The organism is Novipirellula sp. (genome assembly GCF_041583735.1).
GTDB lineage: Bacteria > Planctomycetota > Planctomycetia > Pirellulales > Pirellulaceae > Novipirellula.
In genome coordinates this window covers 1-17564 of the sequence record NZ_JBFHFD010000105.1, presented here as the reverse complement: position 1 = coordinate 17564, position 17564 = coordinate 1, and the positions used below count along the sequence as shown (strand labels likewise).

The 17564-nt window shown below is 53.0% G+C and carries 15 protein-coding genes; 1 reads left to right on the top strand and 14 read right to left on the bottom strand.

The genetic code is table 11. From position 1 onward, the window contains the following. Positions 1 to 164 precede the first annotated feature (164 nt). From ABX962_RS10595 to ABX962_RS10540, 12 genes are all read right to left on the bottom strand, one after another. A complete protein-coding gene (locus ABX962_RS10595; RefSeq protein ID WP_372719166.1) occupies positions 165 to 959 on the bottom strand; it encodes a beta-ketoacyl-ACP reductase in 795 nt (264 codons plus the stop codon). A gap of 84 nt (positions 960 to 1043) precedes the next feature. Beyond that, complete coding sequence (locus tag ABX962_RS10590) at positions 1044 to 1505, bottom strand: hypothetical protein (RefSeq protein WP_372719164.1); 462 nt, start codon at positions 1503 to 1505, stop codon at positions 1044 to 1046. A 50-nt stretch (positions 1506 to 1555) separates the two neighbouring features. Continuing rightward, positions 1556 to 2737: an acetyl-CoA C-acyltransferase gene (locus ABX962_RS10585; protein WP_372719162.1), complete on the bottom strand. Its 1182-nt coding sequence runs from the start codon at positions 2735 to 2737 to the stop codon at positions 1556 to 1558. After that, positions 2719 to 3156, bottom strand: coding sequence for a hypothetical protein (locus tag ABX962_RS10580; protein WP_345681750.1), 438 nt, complete (start codon positions 3154 to 3156; stop codon positions 2719 to 2721). Before ABX962_RS10580 ends, ABX962_RS10585 begins: the two co-directional genes overlap by 19 nt. Before the next feature lie 34 nt (positions 3157 to 3190). Then, positions 3191 to 4090 carry a hypothetical protein gene (locus ABX962_RS10575; RefSeq protein ID WP_372719160.1) on the bottom strand — a complete coding sequence of 300 codons (900 nt, stop codon included), beginning with the start codon at positions 4088 to 4090 and terminating at the stop codon, positions 3191 to 3193. Positions 4091 to 4146: 56 nt separating this feature from the next. Further along, positions 4147 to 4431: a hypothetical protein gene (locus tag ABX962_RS10570; protein WP_372719158.1), complete on the bottom strand. Its 285-nt coding sequence runs from the start codon at positions 4429 to 4431 to the stop codon at positions 4147 to 4149. Positions 4432 to 4466: 35 nt separating this feature from the next. Beyond that, the gene (locus ABX962_RS10565; protein ID WP_372719156.1) at positions 4467 to 4964 is read right to left on the bottom strand and encodes a hypothetical protein; all 498 of its coding nucleotides are present in this window, start codon (positions 4962 to 4964) and stop codon (positions 4467 to 4469) included. A gap of 67 nt (positions 4965 to 5031) precedes the next feature. Then, a complete protein-coding gene (locus tag ABX962_RS10560) occupies positions 5032 to 6186 on the bottom strand; it encodes a hypothetical protein (RefSeq protein ID WP_372719154.1) in 1155 nt (384 codons plus the stop codon). 863 nt (positions 6187 to 7049) lie between these two features. Next, complete coding sequence (locus ABX962_RS10555) at positions 7050 to 7670, bottom strand: CDP-alcohol phosphatidyltransferase family protein (RefSeq protein ID WP_372719152.1); 621 nt, start codon at positions 7668 to 7670, stop codon at positions 7050 to 7052. Then, positions 7667 to 8650, bottom strand: coding sequence for a phosphatidate cytidylyltransferase (locus ABX962_RS10550; RefSeq protein ID WP_372719150.1), 984 nt, complete (start codon positions 8648 to 8650; stop codon positions 7667 to 7669). Before ABX962_RS10550 ends, ABX962_RS10555 begins: the two co-directional genes overlap by 4 nt. A 20-nt stretch (positions 8651 to 8670) precedes the next feature. Further along, positions 8671 to 9384 (bottom strand): TVP38/TMEM64 family protein, encoded by a 714-nt coding sequence (locus ABX962_RS10545; RefSeq protein ID WP_372719148.1) that lies wholly within the window; start codon positions 9382 to 9384, stop codon positions 8671 to 8673. 12 nt (positions 9385 to 9396) lie between these two features. Further along, a complete protein-coding gene (locus ABX962_RS10540; protein ID WP_372719147.1) occupies positions 9397 to 9825 on the bottom strand; it encodes a TraR/DksA family transcriptional regulator in 429 nt (142 codons plus the stop codon). Positions 9826 to 10156: 331 nt separating this feature from the next. Between ABX962_RS10540 and ABX962_RS10535 the strand changes: the two genes are divergently transcribed. Beyond that, a complete protein-coding gene (locus tag ABX962_RS10535; protein ID WP_372719145.1) occupies positions 10157 to 10981 on the top strand; it encodes a metallophosphoesterase in 825 nt (274 codons plus the stop codon). A gap of 996 nt (positions 10982 to 11977) precedes the next feature. Here ABX962_RS10535 and ABX962_RS10530 read toward each other — a convergent pair. Both ABX962_RS10530 and ABX962_RS10525 read right to left on the bottom strand, forming a co-directional pair. Next, positions 11978 to 13819: a hypothetical protein gene (locus tag ABX962_RS10530; protein WP_372719143.1), complete on the bottom strand. Its 1842-nt coding sequence runs from the start codon at positions 13817 to 13819 to the stop codon at positions 11978 to 11980. Between the two features lie 254 nt (positions 13820 to 14073). Continuing rightward, positions 14074 to 15969 carry a WD40 repeat domain-containing protein gene (locus tag ABX962_RS10525; protein ID WP_372719142.1) on the bottom strand — a complete coding sequence of 632 codons (1896 nt, stop codon included), beginning with the start codon at positions 15967 to 15969 and terminating at the stop codon, positions 14074 to 14076. Positions 15970 to 17564 lie beyond the last annotated feature (1595 nt).

Below are 17564 nucleotides of genomic sequence, written 5' to 3'. Positions count from 1 at the left end.
TGGCCATGTTCAGCATCCGCTCTTGCATCCGAAACGTTTCTTGCCAAGCCATTTTTTGGTAATCAAAGAACATATCCAAAAGAGGTGTCATGTTCACGGTTCCAGTGTGAGTGTCGAAGGTTGAATGAAGCGGGGACCCGAAGCGGTGTTAGCGTTGCATTGGCCTACATTTTGATCCCGCCGTTAATGTCCAGCACATGACCGGTGATAAATCCAGCAGCGGGTGAGGACAAGAAAGCGACGCCAGCGGCAATCTCGCTCGGGTCGCCCAAACGCCCCATCGGCGTTTGGTTGATTACGGCTTGCAAAGCGCTGTCGGGAATCCCCTGCATCATCCGAGTTTTGATAAACCCGGGAGCAATCGCGTTCACGGTAACCCCTTTGCGAGCGTATTCGCGAGCCAGCGTCTTGGTTAACCCCAATACCCCGGCCTTCGCCGCGGCGTAATTGGCTTGTCCAAAATTCCCGACTTCTCCGACCACACTACTGATGTTGACGATCCGTCCCCAACCACGATCGGCCATGTCGTCGACGAATTGCTTCGCCATGTGGAAGACCCCCGTCAAGTTCACCGCCAACACATCGTCCCACATTTCAATCGACATTTTTTTGAACGAGCGATCTCGGGCAATGCCCGCATTGTTGATCAAAATATCGACTTGCCCGAGATCCTCTATCACATGAGGCCGCAATTCGTGAACGGTTTCACGGTCCCCGATATCATGGGCATAACATCCACTCAGCCGCCCCATGTCGCGTATCTGAGCACAGACGTCCTCCGCAAACTTGCATCCCGTGTAATAGGTCAACGCGACGTCCGCCCCCTGTGCGGCCAATGTCAAAGCAATCGCTTTGCCGATCCCACGCGACCCACCGGTGACCAGCGCCTTTTTGCCTTGCAGTGATAAACAGGGCTGTTCAAACGGTTCGTAAGTGACTTGTTGTAGCTCCGCCGACATCGAGTGGTTCCTATCGTGTTTCAGAAAGACTTTGTTGTGAACCGGGGCCCAAAGTGAAACGCCCGGAATGCCCCCATTTGCGATTTAGTTTGCAGGTTTGTCGGGCGATGCCCCCTTTTGGCTCGCTTCGACAGCGGCCTCGAGTCCTTCCAAGCGATCTTGGATTTCCCCCAGTCGGGCCAGAATCATCTCATCCATTCCTCGAACCCGTTCAAACAACCCGCTGATATCGCTGGCGGTTGGAATGTTGGCGTTTCGCGTGAATTCCTTTTGCAGATCATTGACCTTCATTTTGGTTTCAATGATCGCATCCATATTTTGTTTCATCGCGTTCAAAAAGAACGGGCTGCGAAGGTAGGCATCGATACTTTGGCTGGTCGCCTGCATCCATCGCCGTTGCCAAAGTCTCGGATCGGAGTGCCCATCGTCGCTTTGCATCATTCGCCGCGTCGTTTCATTGGCCTGTTCGAGAAATTGACTCCACATCTCGACGTAAGGTTGAACGAACGGATTGGTGGCGGGATTTGGTCCGGGTTGACTAGACATATTCGCGGTCTCGTGTTGATCTTGGTTGGTTAAATGGGGGCCAAAGCGACTTATTCGATGCGTTCGACGGCCATCGCGACCGCTTCACCACCGCCGATACACAGGCAAGCGATACCACGTTTTCCGCCGGTGCGGGACAATCCGGTCAACAGCGTCACCATGATTCGTGCGCCGGTGGCGCCGATCGGATGCCCCAGTGCGACCGCTCCACCGTAAATATTCAGTTTCGCATCGGGAACGTTTAGGTCACGTGCCGCGGCCATCGCGACATTGGCAAACGCTTCGTTGATTTCGAACAGATCGACGTCGTCAATTGCCCAACCGATTTTGTCGATCAGTTTATTGATAGCGCCGATCGGTGCGATGGTGAACCACTCGGGTTCTCGACTAAACGTGACCGAACCTACGATGCGAGCGATGGGTCGAAGCCGCAGGCTTGCACAATGCGAATCCGAAACCACCAACAACGCGGCCGCGCCATCGTTCACACTTGATGCGTTTCCGGCCGTCACCGTGCCCTGTTCACTAAACGCAGGTCGCAATCCTCGCAGTTTATCTTCGTTGAACCGTGTCGGTTCTTCGTCATCGCTGATCTCTTTTGTTCCTTTACGCTGGGCAACGCTAACCGGAACCACTTCCTCGTCAAAAACTCCTTCGCTGGTGGCTTGGCGTGCCCGTTGATAGCTACGGATTGCATACGCGTCCTGCGCTTCCCTACTGAATTGGTACTCTGCAGCACATTGATCCCCGTAAGACCCCATATGGGCTTGCCCATACACGTCCCACAGCCCGTCTTGAATCATCGAGTCGATCAATTTGCCATGACCGATCCGGTACCCTTGACGTGCTTGCGTCAACAAATAGGGGGCTAGACTCATGCTTTCGGTTCCGCCAGCGATGACGACGTGGGAATCCCCAAGCCGAATCGCCTGCTCGGCAAGCATGACCGCTTTCAGCGACGATCCGCAAACCTTATTGATCGTGGTGGCCCCGACCGACGCCGGCACGCCCGCGTAAATCGAGCACTGCCGGGCCGGATTTTGTCCGATTCCGCCACTGACGACATTCCCCATGATCACTTCGTCAAGCTCATCTGCCGCCACGCCACTCCGCTGCAGCAATGCACGGATACAGGTCGCCCCCAATTCGGTCGCAGGGACCGTCGAAAGCACGCCGCCGAGAGCCCCGATAGGAGTCCGGACTGCCGCGACGATTAGGGCTTCGTTTGGCATACTTGAATCCATTTGTTCATCGCTTCCTGAAACTGTTGCATTTGGGATTCGGATGTCTCTTTCATCAAATCCAATGCATTGCGACAGAGCGACTCGCAACGTTCACGAAGCTGTTCGGGGTTCTCTGACTCCGCGACACGAAACGCCTCCTCGAGCGATTTGATGCCGGCGCGGTATTGTTGATCGAGCATTTCGCGATGGCGTTGCATCAAGTCCGTGACGGTGCTGGCCCATTCTTGTTGCACGCGATGCGTATTGTTGCTCCAAGTGGCGTCAGCACCTGGGAAGCCAGCTGACCACATCTTGGCGTATTGACCATAGGTCTCTTGTTGCATCTGCAGAGCCGACTGCATCGCTTTGCGAAAGCTGTCAAAAGCCTGCTCGAATAGTTTACTGGTGGGTTCGCTTGCAGTTGCCATAAAGGCTCCTCGTTCGGGGGTAAAATCAAAGGGTCTAGATAGTTACGGTTTGCAATACGTTTGCCACCGCCAAATGTTGTGGGAAAGCTGGGTTTAGATGGTGCCAGGCACCAGGCACGGAGTGATGGTCGATGTCGAGCCGCGAATTCAAGCCGCCGAACCAGTCTTTGCTGCCGATAAATTGATGGTGATGCTGGAACCGGTGAGGCAATGCAACGATGGCACCAAGCGTGACGACGTGTAGTTGTTCCAAATAGACATGATTGCCGTCCCCCAATTCGTCCAAGAAATGCTCCAATACAAAATCGATTAGCAGCGCGCCCTTGCTATGCCCCACCAGTAACTTGAGTGACTGAGGGCGTGAAATCAGAATGTCCAAAAGGGTGCCGGTTTCGTCCGATCCCGTTAATGCAACACGACGCGTTTCGACGCCTTTGTCCTTGGCGTTCGCATTTTCCTCGGGAAATAAATCAAAGCATTGTTGGCCAATTTTCTCCCATTGCAGACGCCAACGATCGATGGATCCATAAAAGAACCAACCACCTAGTGATTCCGTCAGCACATCGCTGAGGCCGTATCCTGTGACGATTCCTGCGACGTCCATTGCGGTCGCGTCCGCCACATTTCTCGCGAGCGCAGCCGTGCCAAGTCCCGAGCTGCCGACACCCGCGGCGACGATGGCTTGAACCTGATCTCCTTCGTTGTTGATAAAACGTAATGCATTTTTATAGCGTCGAATCGGCAGCCCGCGATCGCGAGGAGACACCACGATAATGCTGCCCTCGCGATCAATCAGCGTCTGCAATTCCGACTGTTCCTGTGCCGTCAACGCACCCACGTCATAGAACAACGAATCCAACATCGCATTGCGTTGCCGAAACGGCAGCAACGAAGCTGTATTTAGCATGCGATTGGGAGTGAATTCGTTCATCATGATTTAGGGTGCATTGGGTGAGCCAAGCCTTTTACAACAAAGCCTTGTCGCGATGCCTAGTCGGTTTGCGGCAGCTCTTCGTCTTCTTCATCTTCCTCATGGGACTGGTACCATTCATCCCAGCACTGGACCCAGTGGTCCTCGGGCAGTCGTGCTGACGGGAAGGCTATCCTGGTAGTCGGTTTGCCATTGCTGATTTTGAGGTCAACGATCGAAGGTGGCGAGTGATCGTAGGGGACAATTCGTCCCAGCACGTAACCAGTCTCGTCACAGACCTCAATCGGCAGACGAGTGGAAACCAGAATCGACGATTGGTTTTGATCGAGAGATAATGCAGCCATCTTTTCGAAACTCCCTAAAATGGATTGGACACGATTTATGATGCGAGTTCTCGCTGTTCAACAACGGGTGAAAAAATCAACGCGTTGCCGGCGTGAGTCACTGACGTCGTGGCGGGAACGAATTTGACTCGCAACCCGACGTGAAGATCACCTCGAGGCGGAACAATCTTGCCGGTCACCAATGCCCCGTTGGACAGTTGGATCAACGCCAACACCCACTGGACGTCTTGCCACTCCACGTTGCCGCCGTTCGCGTTGTTACCGTTCGCGTTGTTACCGTTCGCGTTGTTACCGCTCGCGTTGTTACCGCTCGTCTTGGCCGAACATCGCGTTTTGCACGAACGGATCGTGGTGTACGAGTAGACTTCACCAAACTGTGACACCGCGTCGACGGAGTCGTGTTCACATCGCGAACAGGTTTGTTCATGTTCATCCGCTAAGCGACCGCAGTGACGACAGAAACCAATGCTTCGATCGACCACCGGAGGACGCTTTGCCGTCGTCGGATTTAGATCGAGATAAAGGGTGTTCATGACACGCATCCCATGTAATTAAAAATCGGCCGGCAGCCTTGCCGTAACACTCGACTTCATCCGTGGTTCAAGTCGATCGTTGCAAAATGTGCGTGACGACCGTCGCCCCGCTGCCACCAATACTCTGAGTCATCGCAATCGACGGATTGCGAACTTGATTGGGCCCCGCCTGGCCGCGTAATTGCAAAGCCGCTTCCACGACTTGATAAGCGCCACTCGCACCGACGGGATGGCCGCGTGCTTTTAAACCTCCGAACGTGCCCACTGGTAATCCACCGTTGCGATCGATCCCACGCTCGCGCGCGAATTGAGGTGCCGTTCCTCGTGCGGTAAAACCACTCGATTCGAGACTGAGTGCGGCGATGATCGTGAACGCGTCATGCAGCTCTAATAGATCAATGTCGTCGTGATAGACACCGGCTTGATCCATCGCTGCACGCGTGGAATCCTCGGCCGCTTGCAACCACAATGGATCTTTTCGCTGCTGGACGCTGAGCGTGTCGGTCGCACTTGCGCTGCCAATCACGTTGACCACGTGGTCTCGCTTTTTGGCGAATTCATCACTGCAAATCACGACGGCGGCTGCACCATCGCCAATCGGGCTGGCGTCATACAATCCGATCGGATCGGCAACCATGGGCGACGTCAAATATTGCTCTTTCGAACATTCACTGCGTAAGCGTGCGTTGGGATTAAACACGGCATTTTGGTGAGCGACTTCGGCGAAGACCGAAAAATCCATTCGCATCGCGTTGTATTCGTACAAGTAACGCTGCATCAGTAGTGCATTGAGCGTGATGAAGCTGGCGTCATTGGTGACTTCGCGTTCATAGTCCGCGGCGGCAGCCAAAGCCCGCGTCAGTGTTTCACGTGCGATCCCGGTCATCTTTTCGACGCCCACGGCAAGCACCACCTCATGGGTCCCCGACGCGACCGCCATCACGGCTTGACGAACCACCGCCCCTCCGCTGCCGCAGGCGGCATTAACCGTCAAACACTCGACACCATCGTTGGAAAGCTCAGACGCAATGAGCGGTCCGAGGTGAGATTGGCCGGTCACTTCGCTCGACAACATGTTGCCAACGTAGATCGCGTCGACATGATCCACGTCTGCATCGGACAATGCCGCGCGGCAGGCGTTTCGAGCCAGTGATTGAATCGATTGATTCTCATGCTTGGCCACCGGTGTCTGACCAACACCGATAATTGAAACATTACACATGACCCTGTTCCCATCCCTGTGCTTGCAAGTTCAGTCGTTGACTTGATCGCCGACTGTGATGTAACTCAACACAAAAAAGTTTTCGTCACGCACTGCGTCAAGCAGCGTCGTGTTCGGATTGAAATCTAGCGGGGGGACAGTCGTTGCAAATGGGGGATTCCCTGAATCGCGAGTGGGAAATTACGCAGCTGATCTGATGTACCCGCATGCAACCCGTCGAAGCCTTAATGAAATCCACTTGGCAAGCCACAAGGTTCCTTGACAATGAGGTCAAGCACGTCTTGGGTAATGGCGTGACATACAAAGCGTGTTGCGAGTGTTCGCACCTGTGCGGTGCGTTTGTTTTGCGCAGTGAAGGTTAATTGAATTTTGATGCCAAACGAAAACGCGACGATTTGCCGACGCGCTTATGGCAGGGTTTACCACATCTCTGCGGATGTTAGGGACACATGCGTCGCTATCGGTGACGACAGCAATTTGATATCGATGACGTCGCCATGTCGCTAAAGTGAGACAATGATCACACAGCATTTGCAGAGTTTTAACGATGCCCACAACGCAGTTCGAAATTGCGGCGCCGCGACACTCCCTTAACCCCGTCGCTGCGGGACCGCAGTCACCACACGCAATTGAAAAAAACCGAAAACGTGCTTCTGTTTTCGTATTGGACATTCGCAAATCGACTCTGGTTGCTTCTCATCCCAACTTCGATTGCTTCCTTCGTCTGTAACGATTCCGCAGCACTTCGAGCCCTCAAGATTTTCCCCCAAATATTATTAACGATAGCTGCTTCGCGAAGCGAGGTTCGCACTTACCTAGTCCGCGATCGATGCGATTGTACTTTCGCGAGGTGGACACTCCGCTTACGACGCAGCTCGATTCGACTTCCGGCGTGCTTGCCGCAGTGAGCGAACGTCGGATTGAGGCTGGGTTAATGTCGCCGTGATCATCATTGCTTCGACGTTCGTTAGCATCACACCGATCATGGCGATCCGTATCGGCCAGGTCGACCATTCGAGAAACAACGCGATTACGCCGACGATCATCAAGAACCAGCACGTTTTTGCTGCGCGGGTGTGATAGCTCGGAAATCGTCCAAACTTCTTCAGAGCGAAGACACACGATCCAACGTAACTGAGTACCGCCAATCCAATCCAAACGAATTCTTGGAGCAGCATTTCACTGCGAAGATAGACAAGCGACAGCAGCAAACATGCGTACAGCGTCACATCTGCAATGGTGTCAATTTTGGGACCAATCGAGGAACGTTGGTTGAGCAGGACCGCTATTTTGCCGTCCATCCAATCGGTCGCTGCAAGAAAAAGAAACATGCCCACCACCCAGTGTGGAAACCCAGCGACGGCAAGTCCGACCATCACCCACGAACCAAAGAACCGAATCACGCAAAGCGCATTAGGCAAGGTCGCCCAGCGATCCGGCGGCGAGACAACGGGAACAACTTCGGAGTTTGCAGTCGGACTCATCGAGTCATCCATTGGAAATAGTAAAAGAAAAGCGGCGCGGTGAACGTTAAACTGTCGATCCGGTCGAGAATCCCGCCTTGTCCAGGCAGAAGGTTTCCACTGTCTTTGACTCCGATCTCACGTTTCATCGCAGACATATTCAAGTCACCGATTTGGCCTGCGATCGACATCAGTATTCCCGCAATGAAAGATTGCAAGGGTGTCATCGCGATTAACCAGTGACCCAATAGCATCGCAATCAGCGAGGTGACAACCATTCCGCCCCCAAAACCCTCCCAAGTTTTTTTGGGTGATACCGGGGTCAGTTTTCGGCGTCCGAATCGGCGTCCCACCATGGCTTGGGCAATGTCATTGATTTCGGTAACCGCAATCAAAAACAGAAACAATCCCGCGGGTCCCGACGCAGGATTTACTGCCCCAGGATTCACTGCCCCAGGATTTACTGACTGGGGGTTTGTCGATTCGGGCAACGTGACCAACAGAGCAATGTGACCAATCCCGTAGGTGGTGACCATGACAACAAAAGTAATTCGTCCGATGTGACGAAGGAAAGCGTCTACTTGGCCCGAGACAATCAACACTAATGAGGGAATTGCAATCGACAACAATGGAACCGCGATCACGAAGAACGATGCCCACTGCATTGCGACCGCGACGTAGCTGATCACAATCAATCCATACATCGATCGGGTCACCGAGAGTGGCATCGCAGGCGCTAGCGGGAGAGCCACGAATTCTCGCAGCGCCAAACAACTGACCATGCCGACGACCGCAACCATGGCTAGCCGTCCCAGCAACGCAGATGCGATCACGACCAGGGTCACGATCCACCAGCTCTTCAGGCTACGAAGCCGCGATTGAGCGATTTCGGGGGCCTGTCCACGAATGGCAACGAGGCGGACACAGGTTCCCACCAGTAGTGCGGAAACGGCAACCATCGCGGCGAATTGAACGTGCGATGGAATCGGAAAAAGAGGCATAACGAAAAAAGCCTTAGGAATCACAAGCGTTCAGTGAGAGAGTCGTCTTCCAAGTCTTGCTGCCCATGTGGAAATCTTCGCAGCGCCCACCGCGTCGCGATCGGCAGCAATGCGAATAGCGAGAGCAACGCCAGCAGTTTCAAATCCACAATGCTCCATACGCCTTCGTGGGCCATCGTTCGCAACGTTGGCAATTGGGATCCGGCAAGCACAAACACAATCGTGCCTGGCAACATTCCCACCCAGGTGGTCCAAGCGAACGTGATGACGGGAATCGCGGTCGCTCCCGATGCATAATTGACCAACGTATAGGGTGCGTGAACCAGTCGAAGCGAAAGCAGGTAGCTGCCTCCGTTTCGAGACACAGCTCGGTCGATCGCTCGAACGATCTTCGACAACTTTCCCTCTACCATCTCTCGAAGCAAATACCGCACGACAAGAAAGCTGATGACAGCAGCGATCGTTAATGCAGAGCTCGAGATTACCAAAGCCATCCAAAATCCAAACAACCAACCGTAGATGATTGATTTGCCGGTCGTACCGGGGACCAACGATAAGGCGAGATAAATAGCGAAGCCGGACAGCGGAGACCAAAACGGGTGATGTTCAACGTAGCCACGCAGTTCGTCCTCTTGCTCTAGAATCGGATCCAACGACACCTTGTCTCCGAATGCAAACCATCCGATCACGGCGATCAGCAGCAGGACAACGACGAAGGACAGACGCCAATGCATCGAGTGTGACCTCTACCGACGAGACGACGTGGGGCGCGACGCTCGCTGGCTCTTTCCGGTGGAGTTGTTGGATAAGCGAATCGAATTCTCTAACGCTTCCTTCGCTTCTTGACATGGCACGCACTTGTCGGCAAAGGGGACATTGCGTAACCGATCAAGCGGGATGTTTTTCGAACATTCGACGCACCGCCCGTATGTCCCCTCTTTCACACGCAGCAAGGCCGCTTGGATCGCGGCCAACTCTTCGCTTTCGGCTTCCGCCAATGTTGAATTTACCGTAGCGTAATCCAATTCCACTGCGGCATCGGCAAGATCTCCTGCCACCGCATCGTCCGAGTTGTGGAGCTGCGACAGCTCACCATCGAGCAATTCCAGCAGTTCCGAACGCCGCTGCACCAGCTTTTTGGTCAACGATTTGTATTGGTCTTCGCGTTTCATCATCCATCCTCCCTCGTGGAACGGTCGATCCTAAACAGAGACAATTGATTATCGCCGTCATCATCAACCGATTGGAACAGGCCAACCAGGCCAACGAGGGCAACCGGGGCAACAATCATGCCATTTGCCATCAAAATTCGGCGGGCGACGGGCTCGTCTTCTACGATGACGCTGCGTTGATGCATTTTCCTCGTGATTTTCCGCTCCAACGTTGGTATGAGTTGTGCACCGACCTCGAGACGAGACCAAACATGCTCGCAATTGCAATTCACAGCGAGTTGCGACGACGTTTCGCAATCAGCCCCCGAGGACCATTACAACTTGAGCAAGTGACATGAAGATCCTGCACATTTCCGACCTCCACTTCGGGCCGCCCTACCTGCCTCGCGTGGGCCAGGCGATGGTTGAGTTAGCCCCCAAGTTAAATCCCGATGCCATCGTCGTCAGCGGCGATTTGACTCAGCGAGCCAAACGAGAACAGTTTGTTGCCGCTCGTGAATTTCTGGACCAACTACCGAAATGTCCGATGCTGGTAATTCCAGGCAATCACGACGTGCCATTGTACCGAGTCAAAGAGCGGCTGACCGATCCGCTTGGTTTGTATCGAGAAATCATCACGGACGATCTTGCCCCGGTATTGACGATGGACGAGGCCGTTATTGTCGGGCTCGATTCAACGTCGCCTCGACGGGCGATTTCCAATGGTCGTATTGTACCGTCCCAGCTCGAACATTCCGGACGTGTCTTCGGGGCCGCTGCGCCGGAGCTTTGTAAGATTTTGGTGGCCCATCATCATTTTGCTCCCGCTCCGGACAACCTTCGTGACAACGCGATGCCCAAGGCTAAACGGGCGATCAACCAGTTCGTCGATCAAGGCGTCGAACTGATCCTAGGCGGTCACCTGCATCGTGCTTACATCGGCAACTCACTCGACTTCTATTCGGGGAACCATCGTGATCGAGGGATTGTGATCGTCCAGTGCGGCACGACGACATCGCGACGTGGCCGAGGCCGTGAACGTGAAAAGAACTCCTTCAACTTAATTGAGATTGCGTCAGAGACGCTCACCATTACTCATCATATGTTCTTTGACGAGCAAGGCGATTTTGCGGCACTCAGCCGCCATCAATTCCCACGCCACGGTCGCGTGTTCAAGTAGCCGCCGCTGAAGTCACCAAGTTCGACCATCGCCGCGATGAATCCAACAACGCATCCTATTCCGGACGCGAAGTGAAACCTTCCGTTAGCTCTACTTTGGGTCGCCAGTGGGATGTGTAGCATCGTAGGATCATTGCGATAGCGAACATTGCCCAACAGGACGAAATAAGCTGCAGTACCAATACCGGAGACTTGCGTGAGAGAATCCAATTCGCCACGAGGGATGGATCGTATTGTTGAAGCGACACAACGAAAACGATCGGGTAGAGGCAACACAACAAAGCGGTCCAAGGAAAACGCTTGAATGATGAGCGTCGAATCGCGAGTCCATTGCTGGCTATGAAAAACGCAAACAAGTCAATGGTCAGCGACTCGGTCCAATAGGCGGTGATGATAGGCCAAACGAATTCAAATAATCCAAAACGAAAGACGATACGCCGTGTGCGATCCGCCAATTGCGTTGGGATTAACGTTACCCCACGCCGAGTAAAGTCGAGATTCGCATGGCCTTCGACCGGAGGTGCATAGGGATTGGGAATCACGTCGAGTCTGATTCTTTTGTGGCGGAAGATTGCGGGTTCGCTGGCAGCGGCAATTGATTTGCAATCGAGCGGGCTTTTTACCGATCGACTCGCTCGTGAGCTGAATCGTGATGTCTTTGGGGCTTGATGATATAGACGACATCGGATTGGTTCATCCCCATTTTACGCCACTCGAACGCGGGCAGCTACATGGATCTGGTGCCATTTTGCGCATACGTGTAGTGCTTGCCCTACTGATTTCGGCCGTCGTGTTGCCGCGAACACCGACGAAAACGGCGAGAAGCAGGGAGACGTTATCGCCAAGTGACCGGCATCTCGTGATTCGAAAGAGCCAACGCAAAGTGTTGCACCTCACTCCACAAAATTACAGCAACTGTGACGTTCATCCTTCGTGAATTCGTCAACCGCGTCAGCATCATGAACAATCACGCCATCGCGAATCCGCTACCTGCGAATCATCGCACCACGTCGATCACAAATTCGTAAAAGTCAGCTCCCTCAGGCACATCGTTCAGATTAACAACGATTCGCCCGCCTGCGTTGCGTTCTAACGCAACCAAGCCTCGCCCCGTCACTCTGCGAACTCGCGGATACTCCAACGCAGTGCGTTCGGGTACAAATTGCGCAGCGGCACGATTAGGAAACACGTCAGCGTCCCCAAGGGACCAGCGTTGTGAATTAACGCGAATTAAGTCTACCGGGACACCATATAAATCGGTCCAAGAAATGCCTTCACGACTAATTTCCAGCCGCCCGGATCCATCCAACTGCAACAGAAATGTCCACTCGATGCGAGGCAACTGCAAATCTGCGATTTTCGCTTCGGTCTTTGCATTTTCGTCACCGACCAGATAGGGTAGTGCCTTGCGATACCAGTATCGCGATCGCTTTTTGGTCGCCAATATCTGCAATTCACTTGCTTCATCAAGGACAGAACTCCAAAGTTCAGCCAGTGCGACTTGCGCAGTGGCTGTGCTAGGCGATTTGAGATCGAGTTCAGCACATTTCCGCAAAGCTTCGTGTGATCCCTCGGCTATAAGTGGCAGCCCCAATTCCCAGTCACCGCAGGATAACGCATAAAAACGACCGAGTCGTGATTTTGCGTCCGCGTCCAGCACCGATTGCCGCGGACGTTCGATGTCGCTTAAAACCTCCTTTTGGGCGATAACCAGCGGTTTCAAAAATTCAACGCGTGTGTGGATCGCCTTCTTTAGACTAGGCTCGTCCGATAAATCTGCAATTCGTTTCGCAAGCTCTGTAAACAGTTCAGCTTCGATGTAGCGGTGCTCTACCTCCGCGTCGTCCGCCCAGCGAAGTAGCCGCTCGAGGGTTGCCAGATCCGCAGTAGCCGCGGACACCTTTTCAATCGTCGGAAGCAGTTCCAACTGAGCCGTAATGCGGTCGAACGAATAGCGGTCCGTCGCATCCGAAAGAATGGTTGACGCCGTCATCACATCCCCCCCCGCAGCCATGTGCTGCCAAGCTAACTTGGTCAAGACAAATCGTTTTGCAAGGCTCTCTTCAACCTTTGCAGCTTCCCTCAAAGCGGTCGCAAATTGCAACTCACTATCAGATGAATCCAAACTGGCCAGCTCTGCGGAAAATTGCTGTACTAGCTCTGTTTCGATAGCCTGCAACGTTTCTTGTGGAAATGACTTCGAACTGTTGCTGTTCTTACTCCTCAACAACGACTTTGATACGACCACCTCTGTCTCTAACTGTTCCAAATTTGTAGGCGCCCCCCTCGCGATCCAATTGACAGCAATCGGGACCAACCACAATCCGTTCGCGGAAGGCTCTGTAGGACTGTAGGATACGCGACCTCGTCCATAAACAAGCGTAGCCAACACAGGACTCTCAGGATCCTGTTCGGCCCCTTCTTCCCCCGAATCGCCCGCAGTACCACGACGGAGCATGACCACAGAAATTCGATCTTCGTCAATCGCAAAGTTTCCATAAGATCGAATTTTCGCTGGCGCAGGAATCAAATTCTCTGACCCGCGGAACAGCACTTCCGTGCGGCCGGGCACCGGGCGGAAGTAATCGTTATGGACAAAGCCAGTATGGATACCAAAGATCTTTAGGCGTTCGGCATTCCGACCATTAAAAGAACCGAACATGAAAAGATGACCGCCGCTAGAAACAAACTTTTCAAGTGTCTCAAAGACTTGGTTCTTGCGTTCCTCACTACTATCTGATCCAAAATAATCGATCGCGTTGGTCCCAAAAATAATCGCGTGATGTTGCGAACAATCCAATGGGAGAGTGCCAAGCGAGCGGATGGAGTCAAATGACATACCGATCTCATTGCACACTTGTCGTGCAGAATTGGCTTCATTTGATCCATCCCCCACGACATACAAGATCGATTGGTCCTGTGTACGGTACTGCAATCGCAGTTCCGGCAGCGGATTCTGCTGGGCGTGTGCAAACGGCTCCGCCCACAGGCAAACAAAAACACCGCAGAGGGCGAGACTAATTCGATACTTCACATTCATAGTACACCTGGCGGCAGCGCCGCAAACTCGCTCAGTAGCGTTAGGTTGCAATTTCATTGTGTGGGCATGCGCCAGACGCGAGCGCTACCATCATCACTCGCCGACAAAATTTGTTTTCCATCCGGTGTGACCACCACTTTCAAGACATTCATCCGATGCCCCGAAAGTGACTCAATCAGCTTGGCTTTGACGATGTCGTACACCAAAACCTGGCCTGGATTAGGAACCGCCGCTAACGAAAAGGTTCCCGCGATTAATAACTTACTATCCGGCGAAAACGCGAGCGATGCGATGCTTTCTGCATTCACCGTGGTACGTGCTTGCTCGCTCCCGTCATTGGCATTCCACAAAGTGATGTCCGGACCCACTCCGGCTGAAGCGATCGTCTGTCCATCAGGCGACCAAGCCAAGTCAAAGAGATGCTGTGGATGGGCATCCCACTGAAGCAACAGTTCTCGAGACTGCGTGTCCCAAACCTTAAGGGTTCTTCCTGACCCAGCGAGCAACCGTTTGCCATCAGGCGCAAAGGCAATCCCGGCAGCCCCGTCCGTCAACGCATTTGTCCACTCGTAAGGAAGTGGACTGTCTTCGATTTGCCAATACTTCAAATTGCCTTCGGTATCGGAGGTCGCAATTCCCTTACCATCACTTGATGTTGCCACGTGGTAAACCGACGCACTGGCGACGCCTACCGTTTCAAAATCAGCATTATTGATATTCGCACGCTTCAGCACATGTTGTCGCTTGGAATGCACAACCAAATCGATTGTACCGGAGACCGCATGAGTGGCCACGCATTCGATACTGTCCGGCCAGAATGGAATTTCCCGGCTACGTTTTCCCGTTTCGATCTGATAGACAGGTATTCGATAGGGAAAGGTCGGTGCGATGAAATCCTCTCCTTGATTGACGACACCTATTTTCTGAACTCGGGTGGGGCCAAATTCGATTACTCTCAGCGACTTCGTTGGCTGACCGTCGTCAAAAGCCCAACGCATAGTGCGTTGATAGTCAACCTCCTTCGGCCAAACGGATGTTGGCCAACGACCTTCAAGTCGTTCGATCATATCACGAGCCATAAGCCGATCTCCGGCAATATGTGCCAAGTGAGCGGCGGCAGCCAATCGGGTCGGAGAATCAGGGTTCTGCTGCAACCAATCGATTAACCCCTGACGGACACGTGGCCAGTGAAATTGGCCGTCGGGATGAAAGCCCGATTCATCTTTGTAATCAAAAGCATTCAGTGCAACAATTGCATAAGCCGTTTCACCGATCTGCGACTTGGTCGCGGCCGCACATTCATCGGCAAAATCAATTAAATCACCGGGTCTGCCATGCCATCGCGGCAGCAAGTAAAGCGCCATAGAATCGATCGGCCGAGTAAACCATGGATCGATGTCGAGCGATTTATCCAAATATCGTTGCATTCGATTCCGATCGTAACCCGCATAAAGCCCCAATCGCATCTGCATCGCAGGAATGCAAGGATCACTGACTCCGTCATCTTCTGCCATTGCTGCGGCTCTGCGCAGCGCCTCTTCGGCCTGCGATATCGCGCGCTCGATAATATCGACCGCGTCGCCTGATACCGTTCCAGCAAGTCCGCCGCCCCGCGCATCACGAGCCTCCTTCTGAAAACAATACGCGAGCGCTATATGGGCAGCCATCGATGGCTTTGATCGATTCCATGCCCCCAAAATTTGCTTGCGATCATGGATCGCAGACCGGCGATCATTGGCATTGTTCATCGGCGAGCCGAGCTCATCGTAAATCACCTCCAAGTAGGATGATCCCGTGACGCTACGAGATTGATGTTTACGTACATCGGAGATCAAATGCTCCAATTCCGCGTATTGCTGATCCAGCAGCATCGCACGAACCCGCTGCCTCAACTGCACCTCATCCTCACCGAAATGGGTTTGCGAATACCCCCAAGAAGACAGCGTCATTATGAGACAGAAAGCGAGTCCACCACATGCAAGTGATTTCACACGAGCAGCAGTTCGGCGACTCTTCCGCTGGTTTTGATCCGAATCCGAGTAAAACATCATGCAGCATTCCACTGAAGTCCAAAAACCGATTCGCTGTTTACAACCTGTCGCACTGGCAAATTACCAAAACCGCCCGCATGGAAGCTAAAGTCTACACAGTAAGACTGTATGAGAACAGTCTCCTCCGCTGCTTACCCTCACAAAACTCGCCCCAAGCGAGATCGGTTGCAATATGGGATCCAGCTTACGAACAACACGTCTCCTCTTATGGGTGCACTCGTTTGTCAATCGATAAGCAATAGTCTTTTGCAACATTCTTATGGTAACGACGACGGGGCTTGCTATTTTCGGGTTAAGACAGAACATAGCCGCGAACAGGAATCTCGGTTCCGCAACCACCTCCTCACCCGTCCGTCATGAGCTCATTTCCTAGTTGTTCACTCAAGGGGCGGCCGTCTCGTTTTGCAAAACGCAAGTTGAAGATCATCGCTTGTAAATTGGCGAACCGCGTCGAATACCCGGACAATGACGCGGCCACGCCGATGGTAGGACCGCATAAAACGTGAATGCGATCCAACGCCAGCAGAGTTTTAAGCTCAGGACGGAAACAATCTCCCCGTCTAAGCTGAACATCCGGTGTCCGCCAGTCTTTAGCTATCGCAGTGCGACAGATCGATTAAAACATCAGTCTGCATCGCAAAAATTTTTCTGTCTACCCAATCGTATCCCCATCCCAAGCCGACGATCGCGGCAAGTCGGATGCGATACTCGGCACCTTCTCCATTCGCGAACTCTCGTCATCAATGCATGCGATTCCTCGATTGCTCCGTCTGTCCTGGCGGGAATTGACGACAGAAAGAATAGTGCGACAAAAAGATTAAAAACGCCCAGCCTGCATCGCGAAATTTTTCTGTCGCACCAATCTTTCTGTCAACTCAACCACAGAGTCACCGCAGGTCGAGTGTCGTTGGAACTTGCCAGCTTCACTCGGAACCTTCCCTACTCGTTTATTCTCAGCGTCGGGATTCACGAAACTAAGATCACTCGGGCTGACCAGGCCGACCTAACGACAGAAACATTGGTGCGACAGAAAGATTAAAACATCAGTCTGCATCGCAAAAATTTTTCTGTCGCACCAATCTTTCTGTCTACTCAAACGCAGAGGCATCGCAGGTCGAGTGTCGTTGGAACTTGGCAGTTTCACTCGGAACCTTCCCCACTCGTATTCTCAGCGTCCGGGTTCACGAAACTACGATTACTCGGTCTGTCCAGGCCGCAATTGACGACAGAAACATTGCTGCGACAGAAAGATTGAAAAGCCCAGCCTGCATCACGAAATGTTTCTGTCGCGCCAATTTTTCTGTCGACTCAACCGCAGAGTCACCGCACGTCGTGTGTCGTTGGAACTTGGCAGCTTCACTCGGAACCTTCCCTACTCGTTTATTCTCAGCGTCTGGGATCACGAACCAAAGACTACTCGGTCTGTCCAGGCCGCAATTGACGACAGAAACATTGGTGCGACAGAAAGATTACAAAACATCAGTCTGCATCAC

What these genes read in the sequence shown, in the direction of transcription:
- ABX962_RS10550 (WP_372719150.1), bottom strand. Translation starts at nt 8,650, where the DNA reads ATGCCTCTTTTTCCGATTCCATCGCACGTTCAATTCGCCGCGATGGTT.
- ABX962_RS10530 (WP_372719143.1), bottom strand. Translation starts at nt 13,819, where the DNA reads ATGTCATTTGACTCCATCCGCTCGCTTGGCACTCTCCCATTGGATTGT.
- ABX962_RS10585 (WP_372719162.1), bottom strand. Translation starts at nt 2,737, where the DNA reads ATGCCAAACGAAGCCCTAATCGTCGCGGCAGTCCGGACTCCTATCGGG.
- ABX962_RS10580 (WP_345681750.1), bottom strand. Translation starts at nt 3,156, where the DNA reads ATGGCAACTGCAAGCGAACCCACCAGTAAACTATTCGAGCAGGCTTTT.
- ABX962_RS10560 (WP_372719154.1), bottom strand. Translation starts at nt 6,186, where the DNA reads ATGTGTAATGTTTCAATTATCGGTGTTGGTCAGACACCGGTGGCCAAG.
- ABX962_RS10545 (WP_372719148.1), bottom strand. Translation starts at nt 9,384, where the DNA reads ATGCATTGGCGTCTGTCCTTCGTCGTTGTCCTGCTGCTGATCGCCGTG.
- ABX962_RS10525 (WP_372719142.1), bottom strand. Translation starts at nt 15,969, where the DNA reads ATGACGCTGTCTTCTTGGGGGTATTCGCAAACCCATTTCGGTGAGGAT.
- ABX962_RS10575 (WP_372719160.1), bottom strand. Translation starts at nt 4,090, where the DNA reads ATGATGAACGAATTCACTCCCAATCGCATGCTAAATACAGCTTCGTTG.
- ABX962_RS10555 (WP_372719152.1), bottom strand. Translation starts at nt 7,670, where the DNA reads ATGAGTCCGACTGCAAACTCCGAAGTTGTTCCCGTTGTCTCGCCGCCG.
- ABX962_RS10590 (WP_372719164.1), bottom strand. Translation starts at nt 1,505, where the DNA reads ATGTCTAGTCAACCCGGACCAAATCCCGCCACCAATCCGTTCGTTCAA.
- ABX962_RS10540 (WP_372719147.1), bottom strand. Translation starts at nt 9,825, where the DNA reads ATGATGAAACGCGAAGACCAATACAAATCGTTGACCAAAAAGCTGGTG.
- ABX962_RS10565 (WP_372719156.1), bottom strand. Translation starts at nt 4,964, where the DNA reads ATGAACACCCTTTATCTCGATCTAAATCCGACGACGGCAAAGCGTCCT.
- ABX962_RS10535 (WP_372719145.1), top strand. Translation starts at nt 10,157, where the DNA reads ATGAAGATCCTGCACATTTCCGACCTCCACTTCGGGCCGCCCTACCTG.
- ABX962_RS10570 (WP_372719158.1), bottom strand. Translation starts at nt 4,431, where the DNA reads ATGGCTGCATTATCTCTCGATCAAAACCAATCGTCGATTCTGGTTTCC.
- ABX962_RS10595 (WP_372719166.1), bottom strand. Translation starts at nt 959, where the DNA reads ATGTCGGCGGAGCTACAACAAGTCACTTACGAACCGTTTGAACAGCCC.